This is a genomic window from Lacinutrix venerupis, from assembly GCF_001971745.1.
GTDB lineage: Bacteria > Bacteroidota > Bacteroidia > Flavobacteriales > Flavobacteriaceae > Lacinutrix > Lacinutrix venerupis.
On sequence record NZ_CP019352.1, the window covers coordinates 725,867 to 752,200 of the forward strand.

The following is a 26,334-nucleotide window of genomic DNA, read 5'->3' on the forward strand; positions in this document are numbered from 1 at the left end:
GCGCTATTTTTTTGGATGCATTAAATAAAATAACTTAGCTCATATTTAATAGTGTTAGTTCGTTAAAAAAATAAACGCCTAAACTTATGTTTAGGCGTTTGATTTATTTTTTATAAAAGTGATTGTTTAATCTACTTCAAAAGTAATTTTTAAGTTTACTCTAAAATCTGATACTTCTCCATCTTTAACACTTGCACTTTGATCTTTTATGTATACAGAACGTATGTTTTTAACACTTTTAGAGGCGTGTTTTACCGCTTTTTTTGTTGCATCTTCCCAGCTTTTATCAGAATTTGATAATACTTCGATAACTTTTAATACTGCCATAAGTTTTAGTTTTTAAATTAATATTAATCTAAAAATACATATTTTCATTAAAAATGTAAAATAAGTGGAACTAAATGAATGTTAATGTTTTAAACCTAGGCATTAAAATTTATCCGTTTATAGCTTCAACAGTGTTTACCTTACCTTTTAGCATTTCTTTTAGCATATTCTCAATACCATTTTTTAGAGTGAATGTTGAAGATGGACAGCCACTACAAGCTCCTTGTAAAATTACTTTTACTGTTTTTGTGTTCTCATCGTAAGATTCAAACTGTATGTTACCACCGTCGCTAGCAACAGCAGGTTTTACGTACTCTTCTAAAATATTTACAATTTCTTTAGAGGTGTCGTCTAATGTTTCAAAATGAGCTTCAATTTTCTCTGTACTTTTTTCTATTGCTTCTGGAGCAGATGATGAAATAATTTCCTTTCCATTTTCTATATAGCCTCTAATAAATTCACGAAGTTGATTTGTAATATCATTCCAATCGGCAATATCGTATTTTGTTATTGAGACATAATTTTCATCAATAAAAACACTTTTCACAAAAGGAAAATGAAATAGTTCTGTAGCTAAAGGAGATGATTTTGCTGTATCAATAGAAGTAAATTCAAAAGCAGCATTAGCAATTTTTTTATTAGCAACAAATTTAATTACACTAGGATTTGGAGTGCTTTCTGCATATACAGTAACAGGTGTTTTTTTAGGTGCAATGTCTTGATTTATTACTGGTTTGCCTTCGTTTAAATAATTTTCAACTTGCTCAGACACTTCGTTTTGAACATCTTTCCATTCAACAATATTAAAACGCTCAATAGCAACAAAACTACTTGTTATATATACTTTTTTTACAAAAGGTAAATAGAATAATTGTTGTGCTAAAGGTGAGGCTTTAGCTTCGTCTATATTGTTAAATTCAAAACTTTGATGTTGAGTAATAAATTTATTGACTTCAAATTTTAGTATTGCCGGATTTGAAGTTTCTTGTGTAGTAACTTTAAAAGAGTCCATTTTACAATTTTTTTTTGCAAAAATACTAAAAGTATGTACAGATATCGATATATTTGATATTTAAAAATAAGTTCAATATATCTAAAAATTTAGCTTTTTTGTTAAATCCTTTTTATATTGGAGGCTTTAACTTTTGATAGTCTAAATATTCAAAGTAAATTTATATATTTGGCAACGATATAATTTTATCGCAAATTAAGAGTTATAATAGCATTAGCTTTAGATTTAATACCAACATCTACCTTGAAAACAGAGATTATGAGATTACAAAGGTTATTAACATTAGCAGTAATAGTTTTTTTTACTAGCCAAATTGCAAAGGCACAAGAAGGACTTCCTGTATATTCAGATTACTTAACAGATAACTATTACCTTATTCACCCATCTATGGCTGGAGTTGCTAATTGTTCTAAAATTAGATTAACTGGTCGTCAACAATGGTTTGGAGATGATAACGCTCCTGCTTTATTAACAGCAAGTATTAACGGTAGAATTGGTGATTCTCCTTCTGGAATTGGAGGAATATTATATTCTGATAAAAATGGTTTTCACTCTCAAACAGGTGCTTATTTTACATATGCTCATCACATAATGTTTTCGAGAAATGAAATAGATTTAAACATGTTATCTTTTGGTTTAAGTGTTGGTGCTATTCAATACAAATTAGATGAAACATCGTTTTTATTTGATGGTCCAGATCCAATTATAGCAGGAATAGAACAATCGGCTACAAATTTTAATGTTGATTTTGGTTTTTCTTACCATTTGTATAACTTTTATGCGCATGCAACGGTTAAGAATTTATTAGAAAATGATGGAATAAACTTTAATGAACAAGGTTTAAGTTATGAAAACTTAAGAACTTATTTATTTTCTGTAGGTAATACTTTTAGTAGTTATAATAACGATTGGAGTTTTGAACCTTCAGTTATGTTTATGTATAGAGATGCAACAGAAGAAGCTTCTTTTGATGTTAACCTTAAAGCATACAAAACAATGGATTTTGGTAAAGTTTGGGGAGGAATATCTTATAGAAGAAGTTTAGATGGTGCAGAATTTGTTGATGGTTCTGGAGTAAGTAACCAAAAATTACAATACATAACACCACTTTTAGGTGTTGATTTAAATAATTTTGTGTTTGCTTACACATATAGCTATCAAGCAAATTCGGTAGTATTTAATAATGGTGGCTTTCACCAAATTACTTTAGGATATAATTTTGGTTGCTCTAAGGAACGTTACAGTTGTAATTGTCCAGCAATTAACTAAGCACAATAAAAAATAATATAAAAAAAGCCTCGTAAAATCACGAGGCTTTTTTTATGTTATTATAGAAAAACTATTTCCATGTATAGTTTTTTGCTTTTGCTTGAGATTTTATAGCTTTAATCATAGCGTTTTCTAGTCCATTACTATTTTCTTTATTAGCTTTTAAAATATACTCTTTTCTTTTATTGTTTAATTCTTGAATTTCATTCTGAATAGCTTCTCGTTCTGCTTTTTTATTTGCAACGTAAGTTTTAATCTCTAACGTGGTTTTATGTTTAAGTTCTTGAGGTAATTCGTTTTTGTTTAATTTTTCATATTTAAACTCTTTATCTTTTGAGGCATCTACCAAATCCCAAGATGAATTTTTGTACAAATGCGAACTTTTACTTACAGTTCTACTTACAGCATTAGCATTGCTGTAGCCTTGTGCATTATCATCTTGCTCTGCTTGTAATTGAATTTTTTGTCTGCCTTGATTACCATAAGCTATATAAGTTTTATTTAACTTACTATTTTGTTTTAATATAGCATCATCATAAGGAGTGGCTATATAAACAGTTTCCTTATTATGGTTAATAGACATATAATCTCCATGTGCCAAATCTGCACCATCTTTCCAAGAGCCAGAAATACCTTGATTATAGTCACCACAAAAAATGGTGTTTACAGTTATGTCTTTATTATGTGCTCGCTTTGAAGCATCTTTATAGTTAACTTTACCTTGTGTAAAAGGCTCGTTTCCTGCTATAAAAATAAATTTTAAATCATCTTTACTATCATTCCATTCTAGCTGGTTTAATGCTGTATCTATAACATAACCACAATATTCGTTACCTCCTTTAGTTGTTAAAGAAAATAGTTCTTTAGAGATTTCGTCTAAGTCATCACTAAAAGCTAAAACTTGCCTAATATAACCTTCTTCGGCATTTAAATTATCATTACCATATTCGTAAAGAGCTATTTCTAAATTTGGTTTGTCGTCTTTACATTTAGCATAAGATAATTCGTTTACAATTTCCCATAGTTGTGCTTTTGCTTGGTCTATAAGACCATCCATACTATTACTAGTATCTAATAACAAAGCCACTTTTATATATCTTTTTTCTGGTTTTGATGCTGTAATAGTATTGGTAACTTTATTAGAGTTGTTAAATGCTAAATTTTCTGTGTGTTTATTGTTCTTGGCATTGCATGCTAAGAAACATAACGTTGTTAATGTTAATAAACTAATTTTAATTGTTGTGGTCATAATTTTATGTTTTAAATTTTAATGCTCTTAAATAACATTGTAAACTTATGTTTAGCATTAATGAAATAAAAACTATAATGAGTAAGTGGTGTTTTATAATGAGTGAATGAATTATTTAAATGAGTAAACAAGGTAATTTTGAAAAAAAATCTACTCACTTTAAACTTTTGCCATTTTATTATACAAATTAAAGTGTGTAAGTTTATGTTTTAGTATTTATAAAAATGAAACATATCAAAATATATATTTGTTTAAATCTTCTTATTTTTTTCTCTTTTGCAGCATATAGTCAACAAAACAATACTATTGAGACAGATGCCAAAAAAGCTAGTGATGCTTTTTTTTATGTAAGAGGTTGGGTTAAGGATGAAGAAACTAGTAAAGCCATTAAAAATGTTAATGTGCAGGTAAATGGTGGCGATTACACTTCGTCTAACGGAGCAGGAGAGTTTAGAGTACGCGCAAAAATAGGAGACGAGCTTGTTATTAGTCATAAAGATTTTGAAACTATTTATTATACTATAAAAAGTGATGAGCGTATTACTATAAATGTTTTAGCAAAAGAAGGCTACTCGAATAATAAATTACACAAAAGAACGCAAGACAATTCTTTTAACAACTTAATAGATTCTGCATTAGTTTATAAGAAGAAATCTGCCGAGAAAAGTATACAATTTGTAACCGAAAGCTTAAAAAAAAGTAATTCGGCAAAACAAAATTCTGAAGCTTTTGAAGTTCTTGCAGATATTTACATGTATTGGAAACAGTACGATTTGGCTGTTTCTAATTATAGAATAAGCTTAAATAGTTATAGTTCTAATGATGTTAGACTAAAATTAGCTAAGGCTTATATGATGAATAATAATTATCAAGAAAGTGTTTCTATTTTAAAGTCATTAAATCAAAGCCAACTATCCAATTATCAATTAGTAGAGTTAAATGAAGGACTTGGCGATGTTTTCTATAAAATGAAAGACTACACAAAATCTATAGCCTCTTTTGAAAAAGCACTAAGTACTGCGAAAAAGTATTTTATAACACCAAAAATTACCGATTTAAATTCCAAAATAGCCCAAACTTTTGATGCTAGCGGAAGTATAGATAAAGCAGAAAAATATTATACCAACTCTCTTAACCTTGCATCTCAAGAAAATAAAAAAAGAGCAGTAAAGGAAAAAGTAAAAGTAGCAGACTTTAATAATGCCAATCGTAATTTTGATGATGAAATTCGCTTAAGAGAAGAAGCCATTTTAGATATTGAAGATATAGAAACAGATTCTGTAATAGAAAACGAAAGTGATTTTACAACACAAAAGCAAAACTATAAAATTGGTAATGCTTTATTTATGCAAAAAAATTACGATGAAGCCATTTCATATTTAGAAAAAAGTAGAGCAAAAGCCAGTGAACGTGAAGATTTAGTTGTAGAAAAAGATGCAACTAGAAAACTATCCGAAGTTTATAAAGAATCTGGAGATTACGAAAAAGCTTTAAAAACTTACGAAGAATATACTAAATCTGTAGAAGCATTATACATTAAAAAAGAACAGCAAATAGCACAGGCAGCACGTTTTAATAAAAATATAGCAGAGCAGCAAAACCGTATAACATCATTAGAGAATGATCGAGAATTATCAGAAAGTAGATACAACCTAAACCAAGTACAAAATAAAAACCAAAAAATAATAATATACTCTTTAATTGGAGGCTTATTACTATTACTTATTGTTGCATATTTAATGTATAAATACATAAAGCAGCAACGTTTAGCAAATAATCTATTAGCTTTAAAGTCTTTACGTAGCCAAATGAATCCTCATTTTATATTTAATGCATTAAACTCTGTAAATAGTTTTATAGCAACAAACGATGAGCGCACAGCAAACAAATATTTAAGCGATTTTTCAAAACTAATGCGAGCCGTTTTAGAAAACAGCGAACAAGATTTTATTCCTTTAGAAAAAGAAATAGAATTACTAGAGTTATATACCAAACTCGAGCATTTTAGGTTTCAAGATAAGTTCGATTATAATATAACTGTAGATAAAAAAATAGACGTTGCCAGTTACCAAATACCGCCAATGCTTTTACAACCATATATAGAAAATGCCGTTTGGCATGGCTTGCGTTATAAAAAAGAAAAAGGAAAACTAGATATTTCAATTTCTAAAAAAAGCGACAATGAAATAGCAATTACCATTACAGATAACGGTATAGGTCGTGAAAAATCTAAAGCATTAAAAACCGAAAATCAGCAAAAGCAAAACTCAAAAGGTATGGGTAATATTAAAAAACGAGTAGCCATTTTAAACGAAATGTATAAAGATAAAGTAGATGTTTTTATAGATAATTACCAAGAAGAAGGAGATAGAGGAACTAAAGTTATTGTAACTTTAAAAAGAGATTAATATGAAACTAAACTCAATTATAGTAGAAGACGAGCAAGCAAGCAGAGAGATTCTTAAAAACTATCTCAAAAAATACTGCCCAAATGTAAATGTTGTTGGAGAAGCATCAAACATAAACGAAGGTTTAGAGTTAATAAGAAACAACACACTGGACTTGGTGTTTTTAGATGTAGAAATGCCTTATGGTAATGCCTTCGATTTGTTAGACAAAGTAGGAGATAGAGACTTCGAAACCATTTTTGTAACAGCCTATAACAATTATGCAATAGAAGCCTTAAACGCACATGCAAGTTATTATTTAATGAAACCTATAGCAATAGACGATTTAATAAAAGCTGTAGATTACGTAGTAGAAATCAAAACAAAAGAAAACGCACTTCAAGATCAAGTTTTAGTACCAAAAACCACTAATAATGTAAACGGTAAAATAACCATACCACAACAAGACGGATTTGAAGTAATAAGCACAACAGATATCCTTTTTTGTAAAGCCGATGATAACTACACCGAAATATACCTAAACACAAACAAAAAGAAAGTAGTAAGCAAAACACTTAAATATTTTCAAGAAGCCTTAAAAGACTCCAATTTTGCACGTGTGCACAAAAGTTATTTAGTAAACGTAAACGAAGTAGTAAAATATGTAAAAGGAAAAGGAGGAAGCGTTGTTTTAAGTAACGGACAAGAAGTTATGGTATCACCATCAAAAAAATCAGAATTGCTATCTTATTTTAAATAAAACACCAACCTTAATTAAAAACATTAAAAAACTAATTATGCCAATAATAAAAGCAATACAAGACAAATCGCCACAACTACCAAAAGATTGTTACATAGCAGAAAATGCAACCATAATTGGCAATGTACAAGTAGGAAACCAATGCAGTATATGGTTTAATGCCGTTTTGCGAGGCGATGTACATTACATAAAACTTGGTAATAAAGTAAATGTACAAGATGGAGCAGTAGTACACTGTACCTATCAAAAACACCCAACAAATATAGGCAACAACGTATCTATTGGGCACAATGCAATAGTTCACGGTTGCACCATTCATGACAACGTATTAATAGGTATGGGAAGTATTGTAATGGATAATTGCGTAATAGAAAGTAATAGTATTGTTGCAGCAGGAGCAGTTGTTACACAAAACACCGTTGTAGAATCCGGAAGTATTTATGCAGGAGTACCTGCAAAAAAAGTAAAAGCTATTAGTCCAGACCTAATTAATGACGAAATAAATAGAATTGCAGATAATTATGTAAAATATTCAAGTTGGTATAAACAATAAATTTTGGGCATTACCTTTCAGGTCGCGCTTTCCGCAGTCGCTCTCTATCGAGGAGCTCCAACAATGCTGCAATCGCTAATGCGGTTTTAAATCAAACTATAGTTTTTAAATAAAAGTTATTGTAAAGTCTAAAGACACTGTGTCATTAAAACGCTAAAAAATCAACCTTAAATTTATTGCCTAATAAAGCTTGCATCACTTCTGTGTTTTTCAAATTAATATAAAATTCATTTTTAGAATTTAGAATCTCAGTATTTAATAATTTATTTAATTCTAAAACAGCTTTAGTTTGTTTAGCAACTGCCAAACCAGAATCTATAATTTTAATATGCTTAGGAAGCAGTTTAGTAAGTATAGGTATTAAATAAGGATAATGCGTGCAACCTAAAACAAGATAATCTATATTAGCCTCTAACATTGGTTTTAAATAGGTTTTTAGCAATGTTTCCATCTCAATAGATGTTAGATTGCCATTTTCAATAAGCTGCACAATACCTTCTCCATTTTGCTCAACAATAGTAATCCCGTTAGAGTATAAGTTAGATGTATTATGAAACAAAGCACTAGACAATGTACCTTTTGTAGCCAAAATACCAATAGCTTTTGTTTTAGTGTTTAAAGCCGCAGGTTTTATAGCAGGCTCAATACCAATAAATGGAACACTATATTTTTCTCTTAAAACACTAATAGCATTTGTGGTAGCAGTATTGCAAGCAACTACAATAAGTTTACAATTTTTTTCTAAAAGAAACTCTGTGTTTTTAATGCTAAGCTCTAAAATTTTATCTTTTCCTTTTGGTCCATAAGGCGCATTAATACTATCGGCTAAATAAATAGAATTTTCATAAGGTAATAATGTATGTATTTCCTTAAAAATAGAAGTGCCACCAACACCAGAATCGAATATGCCAATAGGCTGTTTACTCATAGTTGTTTAAGTATTCGCTTATAAAAATACAAAAGCCGACTAAATAAGTCGGCTTTAAATATTATTTGTTTTAGATTTTCTTAGAAACCTAATTCTTTTTTTACATCTGCAAGTAAATCTTTTCCTTCAGCCATAATAATACCTCTTCCTGGAGTAGAATCTACTACGTAGTTAAAACCTTGAGCCTTTGCAACTTTTAATATTGCAGCCTCAGCTTTTTCTGTAATAGGTTTTAATAAATCGAATTCCTTTTTTTGTAATTTTTGCTGAGCGTCTGCTGCATATTCTTGCATAGCTTGAGTATCAGACTGAAGTTCGAAATAACGCTTTTCGTTCTCTTCTTGAGTTTTTGTTGAAGCTTCAGCATCAAAACGTTTTGTTTTGGTGTCTAATTCTTGCTTCATTGCTTTAATATCTGCTTGATAAGTTGCTCTAACGCTTTCAATATCTGCTTGAGCAGCTTTTGTTGCAGGCATAGACTGTATTAACTCTTGTGTATTAATGTGAGCGATTTTAGATTGTGCATTTGTTAAACTTGTTGCTCCAATAAATAATGCTGCTGCAATTAGTAATGTTTTAAATTGTTTCATTTTTAAATTAGTATTTGTGTGTGTTATAATTATTAATATTAATCGTCTTGATTTTCGTCTTCTTTAGCACTTTCTTTTTCTTCTTTTGCTTTTCTACGATCCTCTAAGATTTTTTGTCTTTTTTCCTCAAGTAATTTTTTTCTAGCAGCTCTATCTGCTAATTTTTTTTGTCTGCGTTCTTCTAAAATTTCTTCTCTAGTTTTAGGCGCACTAGCACTGTTTTCTTGTTTTTCTTCAACATTGTTTTCTATAGCACCTTCTTCTTCTTCTTCACCTTCATTATCTTGTTTCGCTTTGTTTCTAGCGTCTAATTTTTCTTGTTTTGCTTTTTCTCTAGCAGCTATTGCAGCGGCTCTTTTTTCTGCAATTTGTTTTTTTCTAGCTTCAACTAAAGCTTCTCTTTCTGCTTTTTTCTTATCTAAAGCTTCTTGTCTTGCGTCTTTACTATGGTCTATTTCAACAGTTACATCTTCTTCTTCTGCAGCTTTTTTGTCTTTTTTAGACTTTAATTGCTGTCTTTTAGATGAGCGTGTAATGGTTCTTAATACTTGTTCGCTTATATCAAAACGTTCAGCAGAATACAACATTACTACATCTGCAGATTTATCAAAAACAAAATCATACTTTTTATTTTTAGCAATATCTTGTACTGCTTGAAAAATTTGGTCTTGAACTGGTTGCATTAATTGTCTCTTTTGGATCATTAAATCTCCATTTGGTCCAAAACGTTTTTGCTGATAATCTAAAATTTCTTTTTCTTCAAAAGCAATATCTTCTTCACGTTCTTCAATTAACTCTTTAGTTAAAAGCGCTTTTTCGTTATTTAAATCGGTACGCTTCTGTTCTACAGTTTTTAATTTTTGATCTATTTCACTTTTCCATTTTTGTACTTTAGATTCTAACTGCGTTGTTGCTGCAGAATATTCTGGAACATTTTGTAATATATATTCTGTATCTATATATCCAATTCTTACACCGCGCTGCGCGTTTGCTTGAAAAGATAGTATTGATACTATGGTCAATAAAAAAAGAACTTTAAATTTCATCTGGTTATATTTTTATATTTAATAACATAAATTCAAAAAAAACAGAGAGTCTAGTTTTTGATTTTGTCTTATTTTGAATCACTTAGTTTTCAAAATAACGAATTTTAATTGTAAAAATTTTATTTCTTTAATCAAATCCTCAAAGTGGTTATTGAAAATATCGTGCCAAAAATAAAAAATTGCTAAAGTTAATAGTTAAGTAAAGGTCTTTTTTTTAACTAAAAAAGACCTTTTATGAATTAAAATTGTTGACCTATTATAAAGTGTGTTTCCCAACCGTTCTTTACGGTACCTCCTGGTAATGGGTCGAAACCATGTCCAAAGTCTATACCTAATAAACCAAAGGCTGGCATAAATATTCTAACACCTAAACCTGCAGATCTTTTTAAATTAAATGGGTTATAATCTTTAAAACTATTGTACGATGCTCCTCCTTCTAAAAACCCTAAAGCATAAATTTTTGCAGATTGTTTTAAGGTAATTGGGTAACGAAGCTCTAATGAAAACTTATTAAATATAGTTCCACCATCGTTATCTGATAAGGCTTGATTTGGATAACCTCTTAAGGCAATAGCTTCTCTACCATCTAAACTGTAAGTTCCTAAACCATCTCCTCCTAAAAAGAAACGCTCGAAAGGAATAACACCTCTATCTTGGTTATAGGCACCTAAGTAACCTAATTCTAAACTAGATTTAAAAACGAATTTATCTACTAATTTTGTGTACCAATCTCCTTTAAATTTTATTTTATAAAATTCTAACCACTTAAAACGTTCTTGATCTATTTCTGAAATTCTGTTTGAAGCAGCAGCTCTAACGTCAGAATCGTTTGTTGTGTCGGCATAAAGAGCTTCGTTTGCATCTCTTTCTTCTGCTAACGCTTCGTAATCTGTTCCATTAAATAAAGAGTATGGTAGAGATAATTTTGCTGTAATAGAGAAGTTTGATCCTCCTGTTGGGAATACTGGATCGTTAAAAGTATTGTTTCTACTTAAACCAATAGTATAGGCTAAGTTATTAGATGATCCATCTCCAAATGTAAAAAGTCCTGTGTTATAATTTTTTAAATCGTAGTGTTGGAAACTTAATGCTTGAGATAATGTAAAATAATCGTCTGGTACAGATAAACGTTTTGCTAAACCTAATGTTAAACCTGTAATGTTAAACCTTCTATCTTTGTCTGCATTTCCAGTTGTTGCATCATACAAAAATTGTTTTGTATGAGATAGAGATGTAGAAAATTGTACTGGTTTTTTACCTCCCATCCAAGGTTCTGTAAATTGAAAACTATACGTTTGGTAGAAACGACTTGCTTGTAAACGTAATGCAAGTTTTTGCCCGTCTCCAGTTGGTATTGGTCTGTAAGCATCTTTTTTAAAGATGTCTTTTAAAGAGAAATTGTTAAATGATAAACCAAGTGTACCAATAAAGCCACCGCCACCATAACCACCTTGTAGTTCTATTTGGCTTGATCCAGATTCTACTACACCATATTCTATGTCTATAGTTCCTTCGTCTGGATTTGCGTTTTTAAATTGTGGGTCAATTTGTTCTGCATCAAAGAAACCTAATTGGCTTAACTCTCGAACTGTACGTACCACGTTAGATTTACTATATAATTCTCCTGGTCTTGTTCTTATTTCTCTGTAAATAACATGGTCGTTAGTTTTTTCGTTTCCTACAACACTAATTTTGTTGAAATATGTAGGTTTACCTTCCGAAATTCTAATTTCCATATCAATTACATTTTCGTCTGCACTTACTTCAACTGGATTTATTGTAGAGAATAAATAACCGTGATCTTGGTAAAGGTTTGTAATATCGTCTGCATCTGGACTTGTATTGTCTGCTATGCGTTTTTCTAATAAAACACCGTTGTAAGTGTCTCCTTTTTCTATACGTAACTTACGTCTTAAATAATCGTCTGTGTATACAGTATTTCCAATAAATTCAATATCGCCAAAGGTGTATTTATCTCCTTCTTCAACTTTAATGTTTAGGCTTATTGTTTTTGCATTTTTTTTAATTAAAGTGTCTGAAATAATACGAGCATCTCTATATCCGTTTTCTTTATATTTGTCTATAACGCTAACTAAATCTTCTTTAAAGTTGGCTTCGATGTATTTAGATCGTTTTAGAATACGAATAATATTTTTTTGTTTCGTATTTTTCATGGCTTTTCTAAGCTTTTTGTCGCTTAAAACAGTGTTGCCTTCAAAATTAATTTCGTCAATTTTTACTTTTTCACCTCTATCTACAGTAAGCACCATGTTTACTTTAGCATTGTCTAAAGAATCTACAACAGGAATGGTATTGATATTAACTTTCGTATTTAAAAAACCAGCTTTTCTATTTTTATTTTGAATGTAATTTTTTGTTGTAGTAATTAGGTTTTCTGTGATTTTAACACCTTCTTGAAGCTTGTTTTCTTTAATTAATGCTTCTTGTTTTCCTTTTTTTACACCAACAATTTTTAATTCGTTTAGTGTAGGTAAATCTGATAGTCTAATTTCAAGGTAAGCAGCATCTCCTTCAGTTTTAGAAATGTAAACTTCAATATCACTAAATAGATTTGTTTTCCATAATTTTTTTATGGCATTACTAATCTCTTCTCCAGGAATTAATATTTCATCTCCCTTTTTTAATTTAGAAAATGTAATAATGGTTTGTTCGCTAAAACTTGTGTTACCAACTACTTTTATGTCGGCGATAGTATATTCTTTACTATTCTCGTAAGAAAGTTCTTGTGCTTGTGTAAAAAAACTAAATAGTGCGAATACTATTATTAATGCGTATTGTAAAATTGTTTTCAAAGGTCTGTTTTTAACTAATTTGTTCACTTGTTTTTCCAAAGCGTCTTTCTCTATTTTGATATTCTATAATAGCATCACATAAGTGTTGCTGTGTAAAATCTGGCCATAATACTGATGTAAAATATAATTCGGCATACGCTATTTGCCATAGTAAAAAATTACTAATACGTTGTTCTCCACTTGTTCTTATAAGTAAGTCCACATCTGGTAAATTTTGCGTGTAAAGATGCTCATTAATAATTGATTCGTCAATATTTTCTGAAGAAATTATATTATTTTTAACTTTATGGCTAATTTCCTTAACGGCATTTAACAGTTCGTCTCTAGAACCGTAGCTTAATGCTAAGGTCAAGGTCATGTGTGTGTTGTTTTTAGTGCATTCTATTACCTCATTAAGTTCTTTTAGAACCTTTTTTGGTAAGTTATTTAGGTTTCCAATAGCATTAAGTTTAATGTTATTTTTTTGAAGTGTTTTTATTTCCTTTTTTAAGGATGCAACTAATAACCTCATTAAAGTATCTACTTCTAGCTTTGGTCTATTCCAGTTTTCTGTAGAAAAAGCATATAGTGTTAGGTTTTTTATGCCTAGTTTAGCAGAGGCTTCTACAGTTTCTCTAACAGATTTTGTTCCGTTTTCATGACCTACAGCACGAATAAGTCCTTTTTGTTTAGCCCAACGACCATTACCATCCATAATTATGGCAAGATGATTAGGTAACTTATCTTTATTTATTTTACTTGTATCCAAATTATTGTCCTGGGCAAAAACATGGGTTTCTACCAAATGTATATGTTAAAGTAATACCGGTAAAGGTGTACCAATCGTTATTATTTAAATTTCCAAAGGCTCTACTAGCTGCTAATTCTGAGTCTGGCATACTACCATCTAACTCATCACTAAAGGTATAACGCGCACCAATTTCTAAAGCTAAAATAAATTCTGAAGAAATTGCAGCTTTATAACCTAATACCATTGGTATTCCAAATGCTAAACTAGAAGTGTCTTCGTCGTAAATACTACCGTCTGAATTGTAATAGAAATTATCATGTTTAGCAACACTAATTCCTGAATATAAATAAGGAGTAGAAACTTTGCCACCATTGTGTAAATCGAAATCAAAAAAAGTGAATTCCATTCCTGCAGAAAGTTCAAGAATATTATTGTTGAACTCTAAACCTCTAATTTGTCTACTTGGGTCATCAGAGTCTAAATCGATACCTTCAAGTTCTGTAAAGGTTAAAGAGATTCTATAAGAGTGTCTTTTGCTTCTATTCCATTTATATAATGCTCCAAAAGCTAATTGTTTTGGTGCTATATAATTTGTTGCGCCTACATCTCCAATAAAGTTACTGCCACCAACAAAAATACCAAATTCGTTAATTTGAGCATTACTAAGTTGTAAGCTTAAAAATGTAATTAATAAAAGCGTTAAATACCTCATAAATCTTCAAAGTTTGCAAATATAATAAATAAGATTAGCCTATAATAATTTAAGCCAAATAGTTACAGTTTAAAACAGTATTAGCATGAATTTATTGTAAAATTGAAAGTTCGAATAGTTTTTTTATTAAAAAAAGCGATTAATTTCTCTTGTCTTCTCCCCAAAGCAACTTTTTTCTTAAGGTTGTAAGGAAGCTTTCAGAGTTTAATTCTATCATATTAATAGTAAAAGGAGATTTTTTTATAGTTATAATAGTGTCGTTAGATAAAGTCGCTATTCTAGAATCTAAAGAAACTAAATAATTATCTTCCCTACCACTAACTTTTAATTGTATAGTTGTGGAGTCTTCAATAACTAAAGGTCTTGCACTTAAGTTGTGAGGTGCAATAGGTGTTAATACAAAACTAGTTGTGTCTGGTGTAATTACTGGTCCTGCACAACTTAAAGAGTAGCCTGTAGAGCCTGTAGGTGTTGAAATTATTAAACCGTCGCTCCAATAAGAAGTTAAAAACTCGTTATTTAATTTTGTTTCAACAGTAATCATAGAAGTTGTATTTTTTCTACTAATTGCTATTTCATTTAAAGCAAAATTTAAATCTTTTATATCGTTATTCTCTGGAGAAGTTTCAATAGATAATAAGGTGCGTTTACTTAAAGTATATTCTTTATTTTGTATTTGCTGAATTGCTTCTTTAATGCCTTCAGGTTGTATTGTTGCTAAAAAACCTAGTCTTCCGGTATTAATTCCAATTATTGGGATATTTAAATCTTTAACAAAAGTTATGGCTCTTAAAATTGTTCCGTCTCCTCCAATACTAACAAATAAATCGAAACTTTTATCTAAAACTGTAAAGGTTTTGTAATTTGATGGGTTTGAAAGTTCTGTTTTTATATCATTAAAAAAATCTTGTTCAAGAAATAATGTGGCGTTTAGTTTTAATAGCTCTTTTGTAAGTGCTTTTAAAGAATCTTTAGACTGTTTTTTTGGATACTGACTGTAAATAGCAACCTTCATAATTTATATGTTTAGGTATTTGTTTAAATAATCAGAACGTTCCTTAAGTCCAATTAAATAATTATCATCTTCATGTCCAGATAATACATTATAGCTATAACGCCTAAAGGTTTGCATAATCTCATTAAGGTTTGCATTCCCTATTTTTAATGTTATTTGAGTAACATCATTTTCAAATTTTGAAATAAACGAGCCTAATAATTTTCCATTATTAGATTCTACAATTTGGCTAATTTCACTAAAAGAATAATCTGCGCTACCTTTTTCTATTATTAATACAGCTCCTGCCTCAGAAAAGAAAGGCGTTTCATTAAATAGACTAATAATGTCATTTAACTCGTAGTACCCTAAATATACATTTTTCTTGCTCAAAACAGGCATAATATTAGCCGAGTTTTGTGCAAAAGCTTCAAGTATATCTAACCAGTTTGTGTCTTCCCTAACAAAAAAACCTTCGCCAGAATATCTGTAATCTTGAATAGGTTTTTCGCTATCAAAACAATGTGCATCGTTTTCTGAAATACAACCTAAATAAACACCTTCTGCATTTTTAATAGGAATATGAGAATAGGTTAATTGGTTAAAAAGTAATTGAATCTCTTTAACCTTATCGGTATTAAGTAATGGTTTTATATCGTTTATTATGTAATCTAAAAGATTCATGCTGCATTTCAATTTTATGCAAATTAATTAAAAATAAGAACAATCTCGTGCATCTACTTTGTATTTTTGTACTAATTAACACATATTAAGAAATGACAAAACTTAGCGTAAACATAAATAAAATAGCAACTTTAAGAAACTCTAGAGGAGGAGATGTGCCAAATGTAATTCAGTTTGCAAAAGATGTACAGCGTTTTGGAGCAGAAGGTGTAACTATACATCCAAGGCCAGACGAAAGGCATATTCGCTATCAAGATGCTTACGATTTAAAACCAGTTGTACATACAGAGTATAATATTGAGGGTAATCCTATTACAAAATTTATGGATATGGTACTTGAAATTAAACCAACTCAAGTTACACTAGTGCCAGATGGTATTAATGCTTTAACAAGTAATGCAGGATGGGATGCAATAAAAAATAAAGATTTTTTAACCGAAGTGATTTCAGAATTTAAACGTAATAACATTCGTACATCCATATTTGTAGATCCAGACACAAAACAAATTGAAGGAGCAAAATTAACAGGAACAGATAGAATAGAGTTGTATACTGAAGGTTTTGCACACCAATATAGTTTAGGTAATAACGAGGCTATAAAACCTTATGCAACTTGTGCTGAACTAGCAAACAAAATAGGTTTAGGAGTTAATGCAGGTCACGATTTGTCTTTAGAAAATATAAAGTTTTTTAAAGATAATATTCCAGGTCTATTAGAAGTTTCAATTGGGCATGCTTTAATATCTGAAAGCTTGTATTTAGGTATAGAAAATGTAGTAAATATGTACTTAAATAAATTAAAATAATGCAACTAAATTCAAATATAATAGGAGAAGGAAAACCATTTATAATTTTACATGGTTTTTTAGGTATGAGTGATAATTGGAAAACATTAGGTAAACAATTTGCCGAAGCAGGATTTCAAGTACATTTAATAGACCAAAGAAACCATGGAAGAAGTTTCCATAGCGAAGATTTTAATTACGATGTTCTATCTCAAGATTTAAAATTATATTGTGACAATTATAATTTAAAAGACGTCGTTTTATTAGGGCATTCTATGGGAGGAAAAACAGCAATGCTTTTTGCGTCTCAGTATCCAGATTATGTAAATAAATTAATTGTAGCAGATATTTCGCCACGTTTTTATCCTATTCATCATGATGCTATCTTGCAAGGATTGGCAAGTTTAGACTTTTCATCTATAAAAAGTAGAGGAGAAGCAGAGGAAGAGTTAGCAAATTATGTTAGCGATTATGGTACTAGACTATTTTTGTTAAAAAACTTATATTGGGTAGAAAAAGGAGTTTTGGGTCTTAGAATAAATTTAGAGTCTTTAACAGAAAATGTAAGCGAAGTTGGCGAAGCCTTACCTCTTGGTTCTAATTTCGATGGTAATACTTTGTTTTTAAAAGGAGACAAGAGCGAATATATAGCCAATCAAGATGAAGCTTTAATAAAATCTCATTTTAGTAAAGCAAACATACAAACTATTTCAAATGCTGGACATTGGTTACATGCCGAAAACCCTAAAGATTTCTATAACGCAGTTATTAATTTTGTAAATTGAAATTCTAAAACCTAAAAATATGAACTTAATTATAAGACTTCTTTTAAATGCTTTAGCAGTATTTGCGCTTGCAAATATTTTAAATGGCGTACAACTTGATGGTTATGTTTCTGCAATTATTGTTGCAGTAGTATTATCAATTTTAAATCTATTGGTAAAACCTTTATTAGTTATCCTAACATTACCAATTACCATAGTAACCTTAGGCTTATTCATGCTTGTAGTTAATGCATTAATTATTTTGTTAGCAGATAAATTAATAGATGGTTTTGCAGTAAATAATATTTGGTGGGCAATTTTATTTAGCGTGCTTTTATCAATATTACAATCGCTGCTGCATTCATTTGTAAAAAAAGATAAAAAGAATTAAGTAATGAAATATGATTTTATTTTTTTTCTATTCTTATGTGTTTTTCTATTTAGTTGTTCTCAAAAAGGAGAGTTGGAATTGGAGATTCTAACAGAATATTTAACCGCTTACTGCAAAGATGGAGATTGTTCTAAAACATTTGTGCATTCTGAAAAAGCAAAAAAAATAGGATTTAATGTAGTTAAATTTAAAATGACAAATTACTCAAGTAACATCTATGTTGTTGCTTCTGTTTGCGATGATTATAAAGACGTTAATTGCTCATCAGGTAATGCTTTTCCTAGTAAAAATGAGTCTTTAGAATTTAAAAACTTAATAGTTTATGATGATTCAAATAACGCTGTCGAAGTAACATATCCTCTTTTTCAACCTGTTTCGAATGAAAATGATATATATAATTTTGTAAAAGATAGTTTGAATTATGATTTTTACAGAAAGATTGGAGAAAAAAATAAATCGGGAAGATGGCAAACTATAAATGTAGCGTTAACAAATAAAATGATTGTTATTCATCCAAATGAAACACTTTTCTTCACTTCATATATAATCCTTCCTAAGAATTCTAATCAAATAGGTCGTGGTGAAGAAGAAGTTAATATTGAATACAATAAAAATTACAGTGCTAAACTTGAGTTTTATTCAAGTATTGATAGCGTTACAAATTATTTAACTGATACTCAGAAAGCTACTTTTGAATCTAACAATTATGTATTTTATTCAAAGCCTTTAATTTCTATAAATTCGATTCCTATAAAATTTAAAAGATAGATTGAAACACAACTAATTAAAAACTTTGATGGAGTGTAAAAAAAGTAGTATTTTTGCACTCCGTTTTTGGTTACATTAAAAATTTTATTCAAAATGAATATTACAAGAGAAAATAAAGATGCATTAAATGCTGTAGTAACAGTAGCAATCGAAAAAGATGATTACGCAACTAAAGTTGAAAAAATCTTAACAGATTATAGAAAAACAGCAAACATTCCTGGATTTAGAAAAGGTCATGTACCAATGGGAATGGTAAAAAAGCAATACGGTAAAGCTGTATTAATCGATGAGGTTAATAAATTAATTCAAGAAGGACTAAATAAATATTTAACTGAAGAAAAATTAGATGTTTTAGGTCAGCCATTACCAAAACCACAAGACGATATCGATTGGGATTCAGATAATTTTTCTTTTGAGTTCGAATTAGGTTTAGCACCAGAATTCGAAGTAGATTTAGAAGGAAAAAAAGGAATCACGCATTACAATATTGTTGCAGACGATAAATTAATTGATGATCAAGTAGTAAATATCCAGAAGCAATACGGTAAATTAGTTGCATTACAAGAAGTAGCTAAAGACAGTGAAATAACTGGAGTTTATAAAAATGAAGCTGAAGAAATAGAAAACACAGTAACACTAACTTTAGATAAATTTAAAGGAAAAGCTACCGAAAAGAAATTTGTAGGAGCTAAAGTTGGCGATGTAATTACACTTAAAACAAAAGGTCTTTACGAAGATGATCACGAATTAATGCATGCATTAAAAGTAGATCATGATAAGGCTCATGGTTTAGATATAGAAGTAACTTTTGAGATTACAGAAGTAAACAAACGTGAACTTGCAGATTTAGATCAAGAATTGTTTGATAAGTTATTTGGAAAAGATAATGTAAAATCGGTTTCAGAATTAAAAGAAAAGATTAAAGAAGATGCCGAAAAGCAATTTGTACAACAATCGGATCAAAAATTCTTAAATGATGTTACAGAGCATTTAGTAGCAAATACAAAGTTTGATTTACCAGCAGAATTTTTAACAAAATGGATGCAAACTGCAGGCGAAAATCCAATGGACGATGCAACAGCAAAAGAAGAATACGAAAAGTCTGAAAAGAGTTTACGTTACCAACTTATTGAGGCAAAGTTAATGGAAGCAAACGGAATAAAAGTTGATTTCGAAGACGTTAAAGAAAGCGCAAAAGCGATGATTAAAGTACAAATGGCACAATTTGGTCAAACAAATCCTAGCGATAAAGAGTTAGATGACATTGCAGCAAGAGTACTATCTAATCAAGAAGAAGTTAAGCGTATAAGCGAGCAAGTAGTTAGCCAAAAATTATTAGCACTTTATAAAGAAAAGGCAAACGTAAAAACAAAAGAATTAACTTACGATAAGTTTGTTAAGGAGGTTTACGGAGACAAATAATTTAATTATAAAATCATTATATTTAGGCATTGAATTATTTGTAATTCAATGCCTATTTTATTAGCGTTAAATTCAACTTAAAAAGTTTGAAAACTGCTGATTTAACAATACATTTATGGCCCTTTTAAAGAAATTTAGAGGCTAAACTAAATTATCAAATTCAACAAACAGATATGGATTACGGAAAAGAATTCGAAAAATTTGCTATAAAAGATCAAGGAATAAGCAGTACATACTATAACAAAATTGTAAGTAGTATGATGCCACAAAGTATGACACCTTATATTATAGAAGAACGTCAATTAAACATTTCTCAATTAGATGTTTTTTCAAGATTAATGATGGATCGTATCCTTTTTTTAGGAACAGGAATTAACGATAATATTGCAAACATTATACAAGCACAGCTATTATTTTTAGAAAGCGTAGATGCTAATAAAGATATCCAAATGTACATAAACTCTCCAGGAGGAAGTGTTTATGCAGGATTAGGAATTTATGATACAATGCAATTTATTAAACCAGATGTAGCAACAATTTGTACAGGTATGGCAGCATCAATGGGAGCTGTTTTATTATGTGCGGGAGAAAAAGGAAAACGTAGTGGTTTAACACACTCTCGAGTTATGATTCACCAACCTTTAGGAGGTGCGCAAGGTCAAGCAAGTGATATAGAAATTACTGCACGCGAAATTTTAATTTTAAAAGAAGAGCTTTATAAAATAATAAGTAAGCACTCAGGACAAGATTACGAAAAGGTTTATGAAGACAGTGATCGTGACTATTGGATGAAAGCAGATAAAGCTAAAGAATACGGAATGATAGACGAGATTTTAGCTCGTAATTAATACTATATAAGAATTAAGTTAAGTTAGAAATATAAGAGTGAAAACTTTTAACTTTTAACTAATAACTTTTAACTTAAAGAGAATGGCAAAGGAAGAATTAGAATGTTCGTTTTGTGGTAGGAAAAAGCCAGAAACAAGTTTATTAATAGCTGGTTTAGATGCGCATATATGTGACCGTTGTATAGAACAAGCACATGGTATTGTAGTAGAAGAGTCTAAACAAAGCGACAATACAGAGCTATCTGCAGAGCTTATGTTACGTAAGCCTCAACAAATAAAATCTTTTTTAGACGAATACATTATAGGTCAAGAGTATACAAAAAAAGTAATGTCTGTAGCTGTATATAATCACTACAAACGTTTATTACAGCCACCTACCAACGATGATATAGAGATTCAAAAATCTAATATTATTATGGTTGGAGAAACTGGAACAGGAAAAACGTTAATGGCAAAAACCGTAGCGAAAATGCTTAACGTACCTTTGGCAATTGTAGACGCAACAGTTTTAACAGAAGCCGGTTATGTGGGAGAAGATGTAGAAAGTATTTTAACACGTTTATTGCAGGCTGCAGATTATAGTTTAGAAAAAGCAGAAAAAGGAATTGTTTTTATAGATGAGATAGATAAAATTGCACGTAAGAGTGATAATCCATCAATAACTAGAGATGTTTCTGGAGAAGGAGTACAACAAGCGCTTTTAAAGCTATTAGAAGGAACAGTTGTAAATGTTCCGCCAAAAGGAGGAAGAAAACATCCAGACCAGAAATTTATAGAAGTTAATACAGAAAATATTTTATTTATTGCAGGTGGAGCATTCGATGGTATTAATCGTGTAATCTCAAAAAGATTAAACATGCAAGCCGTTGGTTATAGCGCTTCTATGAGCGATGAAATTGTAGATAACGATAATTTATTACAATATATTATTCCAAAAGACTTAAAAGATTTTGGATTAATACCAGAAATTATCGGGCGTCTTCCAGTTTTAACACATATGGATCCTTTAGATGCTAATACACTTAGAGCTATTTTAACAGAACCTAAAAATGCCATTATCAAACAATATAAAAAACTGTTTGCTATGGACGAAATTGAATTTAGTATAACAGATGGCGCGTTAGAGTTTATTGTGGGTAAAGCGATAGAGTATAAATTAGGAGCAAGAGGATTACGCTCGTTATGCGAAGAAATTTTAACAGATGCTATGTTTGAATTACCAGGAAGCGATACTAAAAAGATTAGTGTTACTAAAACATATGCAGAACAAAAGCTATCAAAAACTAAGTTAAAGCAGTTAAAAGCAGTTTCTTAAAAAGAAAATAATAACTTAAATTTAAGTCTACTTTTGTAAAGAAAGTAGACTTTTTTTTATTTAATATGAAACTAATAAATTCTAAAAACCTAGAAAGCAAAAGACTTATTTTAAGAAGTACGAACATGGATGATGTTGAGCTTGTTTATGCTTTACGCTCTAATGCTATTGTAAGAAAGTATATAATGCAACCATTGTATAAAACACAAGAGGAAGCAGCAATACATATAAAAAACTTGCTAACTTATTTAAAAGAAAATAAATCGATAAGTTGGACTATAATAAACAAAAAAACAAATCAAAAACTAGGTAGTATTTGTTTGTGGAATTTATCTGAAGATAGAAAAACAGCTGAGGTTGGTTACGATTTGCTTCCAGAGTATTTTAAAAAAGGATACATGTCGGAAGCGCTTCAAGAAGTTATATCTTTTGGTTTTAATAAGCTTCGTTTAAATGCTATAGAAGCCTTTACACATACCAAAAACAAAGCTTCAAAAAAATTACTATTAGCAAATGGTTTTACTCAAGATTCTAAGCGAAAAGATCTAGATTTTCCTAAAAATATTATTTTTACCTTAAAGAAATAAAAAACCACTCATTAAGAAGTATGAGTGGTTTTTTTTGAATATGGATTAACTAATTAAATTATCTTCAATAAGGAATTAGTTGATTAATAGCTTGATAAATTTAATGATAATAATTTGATTTTCAAATTATTAACTTGTTTTATTTTTTTTAAACGTTATCTTTAATATTAAAACAAAGCAAGATTAAAAGTTTAATTTTAATAATTCTTCCATGTAATTTCTTGTATTCGATAATCTTGGGACTTTGTGTTGTCCGCCAAGTTTGTTGTTTTCTTTTAGCCAATCGTAGAATAGTTTCTCTCTAGCAATATTAATTTTAGGCTTATTTAAAGTCATGTTATTATAACGCTTTGCTTCGTAATCAGAATTTAGAGATTTTAAAGCATTGTCAAATAATTCGTTAAAATAATTAATGTCTTTAGGAGGTGTTTTAAATTCAATTAACCATTCATGTGCTCCTTTTTCTTTACCTTCCATAAATATTGGAGCAGCAGTATAATCTACAATTTCGCAACTTGTTTTTTTGCAAACTTTTTTTAGTGCATCTTCAGCATTTTCAATTATAAGCTCTTCTCCAAAAACATTAATATGGTGTTTTGTTCTTCCAGAAACTTTAATTCTATAAGGAGAAACCGAAGTGAATCTAACAGTATCTCCAATTTTATAACGCCATAATCCAGCATTAGTAGTAATAATTACAGCATAATTTTTACCTTTTTCAACCTCGCTTAAAGGTATAACACGTTCGTTAGCCGTACCATGAGTTTCCATTGGGATAAATTCGTAGAAAATTCCATAATCTAACATTAATAACAATTCACTAGAATAATTTAAATCTTGGATAGCAAAAAAACCTTCAGATGCATTATAAATTTCATAATACTTAAAATCTTTTTTAGGTAAAATGTTTTTGTATTGTTGTTTATATGGATTAAAACTTACACCACCATGAAAGTAAACTTCTAAATTTGGCCAAATATCAAATAACGAGTCCTTTTCACTTTTATCTAAAACGTTATTAAGTAAAACAAGCATCCAAGAAGGAACACCGGCTAAACTAGTAACATTTTCATTTATAGTTTCGTTTACAATAGCAGCCATTTTAGTTTCCCAATCGCTCATTAAAGACACTTTGTTACTTGGTGTGCTACTAAACTCTGCCCAAAAAGGCATGTTGTCAATTAAAATAGCACTTAAATCTCCATAAACAGTGCCATTTTCTTTATAAAGTTCTTTGCTGCCGCCAAGCCTTAAGCCTTTTCCTGTAAAGAGTTGTGAGTCTTCATTATTATTTAAATACATACATAATAAATCTTTACTTGCAGCATAATGGCAATTTTCTAGTGAGTCTTGACTTACAGGAATAAATTTACTTTTAGCACTTGTAGTACCACTAGATTTTGCAAACCATTTTATAGGTGAAGGCCAAAAAATATTATGTTCGCCTAACCTAGAGCGTTCAAATAAATCTTGATAACCTTCATAATTTTTAATTGGAACTCTATTGGCAAATTCTTTATAAGTTTTTATAGAAGAAAACTCATATTGTTTTCCAATTTCGGTACCTCTAGCTGTATCTATTAAGTTAAATAGTAATTCTTGTTGTACTTCGTTTGGGTATTTTAAAAACAAATCGATTTGATGAAATCTTTTCTTTAAAAACCATGAAGCGATGGAATTTACTAAAGGAATTGGCATATATTTATAGTATATTTAGACACTAAAAATAATACTTTTTTTTATGATTTACCAAGGCGTGCTAACAAAAATGGCAACAGAATATTCTAGCCCAATTCAATACTATTTAGTTTTTGAAAACGATTTTATTAATATGAATCAATTACTAAATAAAACATTGAAATTTCAATTTGTTAAGCACCAGTGTTTAAACTGCGGATTAAACAAATCTATTTATAGACAAGGATTTTGTAAAAGTTGTTTTTTTGATATACCACAAGCAGCAGATTGGATTATGCGTCCAGAATTAAGTACTGCGCATTTAGGAAAAGAAGATAGAGATTTAGAATACGAAAAGAAAGTGCAATTACAATCGCATATTGTTTATTTAGCTAACTCTAGTAATGTTAAGGTTGGTGTTACTAGAAAAACACAAGTACCCACAAGATGGATAGACCAAGGAGCGCATGAGGCAATAGAAATTGTTGAGGTTCCTAATAGATATCTTGCAGGTATAACAGAAGTTGCTTTAAAAGATTTTGTAGCAGATAAAACAAATTGGCGTACCATGCTAAAAAACGAAGTTAAAGATGAGAATCTTGTAGAGTGGAGAGAAAAATTAAAACAGTATATTCCTGCAGAAGCTATGGAATATTATATTAAAAACAATAGTGAAACCCAGATAGATTTTCCAGTATTACAATACCCAACAAAACCTAAAAGTTTAAATATAGAAAAAACTGGTACCTATGAAGGTGTTTTAAAAGGTATAAAAGGACAGTATTTAATTTTTGAAGATGATACTGTTTGTAATATTCGCGGTAACGAAGGAAAAGTAGTAACAATTGAGATACTTTAAATACTTATTTTATTTTTAAAATCAATCCAGCGTTGTTGCCTCACAAATTTGCCTTGCTCTTTTGTAATAAAAGGTTTTGCGTTTTCTCTTTGGGCTTTTAAATACCCTAAAATGTAATTGTTAAATGTGGCAAAATCATTTCTTTTAATAGCATTATAAGTACCTAAGATAAAAGTTAATATAAAACCATAGCGCATTTTGTACATAGCTTGCCCTTGTAGTAAATTTGCTTGTTTACTGTAGTTTGCTCCTGTTGGTTTTAAATGTTTTACTTTTAAGTTATCGTCTAATAAGATGTTCCATTTATAATATTTAGCTAAAATTTCGTCTATAGTATCCCAACCCATGTCTTTTTTCAACATTCCAATATCTAGAAAGCATTGTTTTTTGTAAGCTTTTAAAGCTCCTCTAATATGTTTTTTTCCTGTTATTTGCTCTCTCTGCCAAGTGTTTTTTTGTTTAACGTAACAGTGTCCAGAAACCATACCAAGGTTTTTGTTAGATTTAAAGTGATGAGCTAATGTTTCGAGATAATTTTCAGGAAAAATTAAGTCGGCATCAAATTTACAAATCACATCATAATCTTTATCTAAAGTTTCAAAACCTTTATAAAAAGCATTAATAATCTTAGTGCCAGGTAAATGTGTATTGGCAGATTTAATGTTTACTAATTTTATAAAATGATATTGTTTAGTAAAGGCCTCAACAATAGTTTGAGTGTTGTCTAAAGAGTTGTCATTTACTACAACTACTGCTTTAGGTGCTAAGGTTTGTGATGCTATAGATTGTAAAGTTTTAGCAATAAAATTGGCTTCATTGTGAGCAGGTATGACGATGTAGAAATTCAAATTAAGTATTTAAAAA

26 protein-coding genes are annotated in these 26,334 nt (G+C 29.7%); 13 read left to right on the forward strand and 13 right to left on the reverse strand.

The annotated features are described in order from the left end of the window. Nucleotides 1-126 precede the first annotated feature (126 nt). Entirely contained in the window at nt 127-327 is a 201-nt protein-coding gene (locus BWR22_RS03205) for a dodecin family protein (protein WP_076731994.1), read from the reverse strand. Nucleotides 328-436: 109 nt separating this feature from the next. Continuing rightward, nucleotides 437-1,339 carry a NifU family protein gene (locus BWR22_RS03210; protein ID WP_076731995.1) on the reverse strand — a complete coding sequence of 301 codons (903 nt, stop codon included), beginning with the start codon at nt 1,337-1,339 and terminating at the stop codon, nt 437-439. Nucleotides 1,340-1,597: 258 nt separating this feature from the next. Here BWR22_RS03210 and BWR22_RS03215 point away from each other — a divergent pair, with 258 nt between their 5' ends. Beyond that, on the forward strand, nt 1,598-2,608 hold the full coding sequence (locus BWR22_RS03215; protein WP_076731996.1) for a PorP/SprF family type IX secretion system membrane protein: 1,011 nt from the start codon (nt 1,598-1,600) through the stop codon (nt 2,606-2,608). 70 nt (nt 2,609-2,678) lie between these two features. On the opposite strand, the gene BWR22_RS03220 is transcribed toward BWR22_RS03215, so the two are convergent. Then, nucleotides 2,679-3,857 (reverse strand): vWA domain-containing protein, encoded by a 1,179-nt coding sequence (locus BWR22_RS03220; RefSeq protein ID WP_076731997.1) that lies wholly within the window; start codon nt 3,855-3,857, stop codon nt 2,679-2,681. A 224-nt stretch (nt 3,858-4,081) separates the two neighbouring features. On the opposite strand from BWR22_RS03220, the gene BWR22_RS03225 reads away from it, so the two are divergent. Genes BWR22_RS03225 through BWR22_RS03235 form a run of 3 tightly spaced genes read left to right on the forward strand, consistent with a single transcriptional unit; the run spans nt 4,082 to nt 7,557 of the window. Then, the gene (locus tag BWR22_RS03225; RefSeq protein ID WP_076731998.1) at nt 4,082-6,265 is read left to right on the forward strand and encodes a histidine kinase; all 2,184 of its coding nucleotides are present in this window, start codon (nt 4,082-4,084) and stop codon (nt 6,263-6,265) included. Between the two features lies 1 nt (nt 6,266). Then, nucleotides 6,267-7,004: a LytR/AlgR family response regulator transcription factor gene (locus BWR22_RS03230; protein WP_076731999.1), complete on the forward strand. Its 738-nt coding sequence runs from the start codon at nt 6,267-6,269 to the stop codon at nt 7,002-7,004. 37 nt (nt 7,005-7,041) lie between these two features. Continuing rightward, the gene (locus BWR22_RS03235) at nt 7,042-7,557 is read left to right on the forward strand and encodes a gamma carbonic anhydrase family protein (protein ID WP_076732000.1); all 516 of its coding nucleotides are present in this window, start codon (nt 7,042-7,044) and stop codon (nt 7,555-7,557) included. A gap of 145 nt (nt 7,558-7,702) precedes the next feature. Here the strand turns inward: BWR22_RS03235 and murI are convergent, their stop codons facing one another. The 8 genes from murI to BWR22_RS03275 form a co-directional block, all read right to left on the reverse strand. Then, nucleotides 7,703-8,485 carry a glutamate racemase gene (gene murI, locus BWR22_RS03240; protein ID WP_076732001.1) on the reverse strand — a complete coding sequence of 261 codons (783 nt, stop codon included), beginning with the start codon at nt 8,483-8,485 and terminating at the stop codon, nt 7,703-7,705. An 80-nt stretch (nt 8,486-8,565) separates the two neighbouring features. Next, nucleotides 8,566-9,075, reverse strand: a complete 510-nt coding sequence (locus tag BWR22_RS03245; RefSeq protein ID WP_076732002.1) for an OmpH family outer membrane protein — start codon at nt 9,073-9,075, stop codon at nt 8,566-8,568. Nucleotides 9,076-9,113: 38 nt separating this feature from the next. Continuing rightward, the gene (locus BWR22_RS03250; protein WP_076732003.1) at nt 9,114-10,121 is read right to left on the reverse strand and encodes an OmpH family outer membrane protein; all 1,008 of its coding nucleotides are present in this window, start codon (nt 10,119-10,121) and stop codon (nt 9,114-9,116) included. Nucleotides 10,122-10,360: 239 nt separating this feature from the next. Then, complete coding sequence (bamA, locus tag BWR22_RS03255; protein WP_076732004.1) at nt 10,361-12,973, reverse strand: outer membrane protein assembly factor BamA; 2,613 nt, start codon at nt 12,971-12,973, stop codon at nt 10,361-10,363. Further along, the gene (locus BWR22_RS03260) at nt 12,945-13,682 is read right to left on the reverse strand and encodes an isoprenyl transferase (RefSeq protein WP_076732005.1); all 738 of its coding nucleotides are present in this window, start codon (nt 13,680-13,682) and stop codon (nt 12,945-12,947) included. Before BWR22_RS03260 ends, bamA begins: the two co-directional genes overlap by 29 nt. A 1-nt stretch (nt 13,683) precedes the next feature. Next, entirely contained in the window at nt 13,684-14,376 is a 693-nt protein-coding gene (gene porG / locus BWR22_RS03265; protein ID WP_076732006.1) for a type IX secretion system protein PorG, read from the reverse strand. A 139-nt stretch (nt 14,377-14,515) separates the two neighbouring features. Continuing rightward, complete coding sequence (locus BWR22_RS03270) at nt 14,516-15,391, reverse strand: NAD kinase (RefSeq protein ID WP_076732007.1); 876 nt, start codon at nt 15,389-15,391, stop codon at nt 14,516-14,518. 3 nt (nt 15,392-15,394) lie between these two features. Further along, a complete protein-coding gene (locus tag BWR22_RS03275) occupies nt 15,395-16,054 on the reverse strand; it encodes a CBS domain-containing protein (RefSeq protein ID WP_076732008.1) in 660 nt (219 codons plus the stop codon). Nucleotides 16,055-16,146: 92 nt separating this feature from the next. Between BWR22_RS03275 and BWR22_RS03280 the strand changes: the two genes are divergently transcribed. From BWR22_RS03280 to BWR22_RS03315, 8 genes are all read left to right on the forward strand, one after another. Next, nucleotides 16,147-16,860: a pyridoxine 5'-phosphate synthase gene (locus BWR22_RS03280; RefSeq protein ID WP_076732009.1), complete on the forward strand. Its 714-nt coding sequence runs from the start codon at nt 16,147-16,149 to the stop codon at nt 16,858-16,860. After that, entirely contained in the window at nt 16,860-17,624 is a 765-nt protein-coding gene (locus tag BWR22_RS03285; protein WP_076732010.1) for an alpha/beta fold hydrolase, read from the forward strand. The genes BWR22_RS03280 and BWR22_RS03285 overlap by 1 nt, the downstream gene beginning before the upstream one ends. A gap of 19 nt (nt 17,625-17,643) precedes the next feature. After that, on the forward strand, nt 17,644-17,994 hold the full coding sequence (locus BWR22_RS03290) for a phage holin family protein (protein ID WP_076732011.1): 351 nt from the start codon (nt 17,644-17,646) through the stop codon (nt 17,992-17,994). 78 nt (nt 17,995-18,072) lie between these two features. Further along, nucleotides 18,073-18,762: a hypothetical protein gene (locus BWR22_RS03295; protein WP_156875564.1), complete on the forward strand. Its 690-nt coding sequence runs from the start codon at nt 18,073-18,075 to the stop codon at nt 18,760-18,762. Between the two features lie 93 nt (nt 18,763-18,855). Further along, nucleotides 18,856-20,184: a trigger factor gene (tig, locus tag BWR22_RS03300; protein ID WP_076732013.1), complete on the forward strand. Its 1,329-nt coding sequence runs from the start codon at nt 18,856-18,858 to the stop codon at nt 20,182-20,184. Nucleotides 20,185-20,357: 173 nt separating this feature from the next. Further along, nucleotides 20,358-21,032, forward strand: coding sequence for an ATP-dependent Clp endopeptidase proteolytic subunit ClpP (gene clpP, locus BWR22_RS03305; protein WP_076732014.1), 675 nt, complete (start codon nt 20,358-20,360; stop codon nt 21,030-21,032). A gap of 82 nt (nt 21,033-21,114) precedes the next feature. Next, a complete protein-coding gene (gene clpX / locus BWR22_RS03310; protein WP_076732015.1) occupies nt 21,115-22,347 on the forward strand; it encodes an ATP-dependent Clp protease ATP-binding subunit ClpX in 1,233 nt (410 codons plus the stop codon). Between the two features lie 65 nt (nt 22,348-22,412). Further along, nucleotides 22,413-22,934 (forward strand): GNAT family N-acetyltransferase, encoded by a 522-nt coding sequence (locus BWR22_RS03315; RefSeq protein WP_076732016.1) that lies wholly within the window; start codon nt 22,413-22,415, stop codon nt 22,932-22,934. 183 nt (nt 22,935-23,117) lie between these two features. Here BWR22_RS03315 and BWR22_RS03320 read toward each other — a convergent pair whose 3' ends face one another. Continuing rightward, entirely contained in the window at nt 23,118-24,632 is a 1,515-nt protein-coding gene (locus tag BWR22_RS03320; RefSeq protein ID WP_076732017.1) for a GH3 auxin-responsive promoter family protein, read from the reverse strand. A gap of 43 nt (nt 24,633-24,675) precedes the next feature. Here BWR22_RS03320 and BWR22_RS03325 point away from each other — a divergent pair, with 43 nt between their 5' ends. Beyond that, nucleotides 24,676-25,470 (forward strand): DUF2797 domain-containing protein, encoded by a 795-nt coding sequence (locus BWR22_RS03325; RefSeq protein WP_076732018.1) that lies wholly within the window; start codon nt 24,676-24,678, stop codon nt 25,468-25,470. On the opposite strand, the gene BWR22_RS03330 is transcribed toward BWR22_RS03325, so the two are convergent. Then, entirely contained in the window at nt 25,467-26,318 is an 852-nt protein-coding gene (locus tag BWR22_RS03330) for a glycosyltransferase family 2 protein (protein WP_076732019.1), read from the reverse strand. The two genes, BWR22_RS03325 and BWR22_RS03330, sit on opposite strands and share 4 nt — an antisense overlap. Nucleotides 26,319-26,334: the final 16 nt, after the last annotated feature.

What these genes read in the sequence shown, in the direction of transcription:
- BWR22_RS03215 (WP_076731996.1), top strand. Translation starts at nt 1,598, where the DNA reads ATGAGATTACAAAGGTTATTAACATTAGCAGTAATAGTTTTTTTTACT.
- BWR22_RS03290 (WP_076732011.1), top strand. Translation starts at nt 17,644, where the DNA reads ATGAACTTAATTATAAGACTTCTTTTAAATGCTTTAGCAGTATTTGCG.
- BWR22_RS03315 (WP_076732016.1), top strand. Translation starts at nt 22,413, where the DNA reads ATGAAACTAATAAATTCTAAAAACCTAGAAAGCAAAAGACTTATTTTA.
- BWR22_RS03245 (WP_076732002.1), bottom strand. Translation starts at nt 9,075, where the DNA reads ATGAAACAATTTAAAACATTACTAATTGCAGCAGCATTATTTATTGGA.
- BWR22_RS03205 (WP_076731994.1), bottom strand. Translation starts at nt 327, where the DNA reads ATGGCAGTATTAAAAGTTATCGAAGTATTATCAAATTCTGATAAAAGC.
- porG (WP_076732006.1), bottom strand. Translation starts at nt 14,376, where the DNA reads ATGAGGTATTTAACGCTTTTATTAATTACATTTTTAAGCTTACAACTT.
- BWR22_RS03320 (WP_076732017.1), bottom strand. Translation starts at nt 24,632, where the DNA reads ATGCCAATTCCTTTAGTAAATTCCATCGCTTCATGGTTTTTAAAGAAA.
- murI (WP_076732001.1), bottom strand. Translation starts at nt 8,485, where the DNA reads ATGAGTAAACAGCCTATTGGCATATTCGATTCTGGTGTTGGTGGCACT.
- BWR22_RS03285 (WP_076732010.1), top strand. Translation starts at nt 16,860, where the DNA reads ATGCAACTAAATTCAAATATAATAGGAGAAGGAAAACCATTTATAATT.
- BWR22_RS03250 (WP_076732003.1), bottom strand. Translation starts at nt 10,121, where the DNA reads ATGAAATTTAAAGTTCTTTTTTTATTGACCATAGTATCAATACTATCT.
- BWR22_RS03275 (WP_076732008.1), bottom strand. Translation starts at nt 16,054, where the DNA reads ATGAATCTTTTAGATTACATAATAAACGATATAAAACCATTACTTAAT.
- BWR22_RS03235 (WP_076732000.1), top strand. Translation starts at nt 7,042, where the DNA reads ATGCCAATAATAAAAGCAATACAAGACAAATCGCCACAACTACCAAAA.
- BWR22_RS03220 (WP_076731997.1), bottom strand. Translation starts at nt 3,857, where the DNA reads ATGACCACAACAATTAAAATTAGTTTATTAACATTAACAACGTTATGT.
- BWR22_RS03280 (WP_076732009.1), top strand. Translation starts at nt 16,147, where the DNA reads ATGACAAAACTTAGCGTAAACATAAATAAAATAGCAACTTTAAGAAAC.
- clpX (WP_076732015.1), top strand. Translation starts at nt 21,115, where the DNA reads ATGGCAAAGGAAGAATTAGAATGTTCGTTTTGTGGTAGGAAAAAGCCA.
- BWR22_RS03225 (WP_076731998.1), top strand. Translation starts at nt 4,082, where the DNA reads ATGAAACATATCAAAATATATATTTGTTTAAATCTTCTTATTTTTTTC.
- tig (WP_076732013.1), top strand. Translation starts at nt 18,856, where the DNA reads ATGAATATTACAAGAGAAAATAAAGATGCATTAAATGCTGTAGTAACA.
- BWR22_RS03210 (WP_076731995.1), bottom strand. Translation starts at nt 1,339, where the DNA reads ATGGACTCTTTTAAAGTTACTACACAAGAAACTTCAAATCCGGCAATA.
- BWR22_RS03230 (WP_076731999.1), top strand. Translation starts at nt 6,267, where the DNA reads ATGAAACTAAACTCAATTATAGTAGAAGACGAGCAAGCAAGCAGAGAG.
- clpP (WP_076732014.1), top strand. Translation starts at nt 20,358, where the DNA reads ATGGATTACGGAAAAGAATTCGAAAAATTTGCTATAAAAGATCAAGGA.
- BWR22_RS03270 (WP_076732007.1), bottom strand. Translation starts at nt 15,391, where the DNA reads ATGAAGGTTGCTATTTACAGTCAGTATCCAAAAAAACAGTCTAAAGAT.
- BWR22_RS03325 (WP_076732018.1), top strand. Translation starts at nt 24,676, where the DNA reads ATGATTTACCAAGGCGTGCTAACAAAAATGGCAACAGAATATTCTAGC.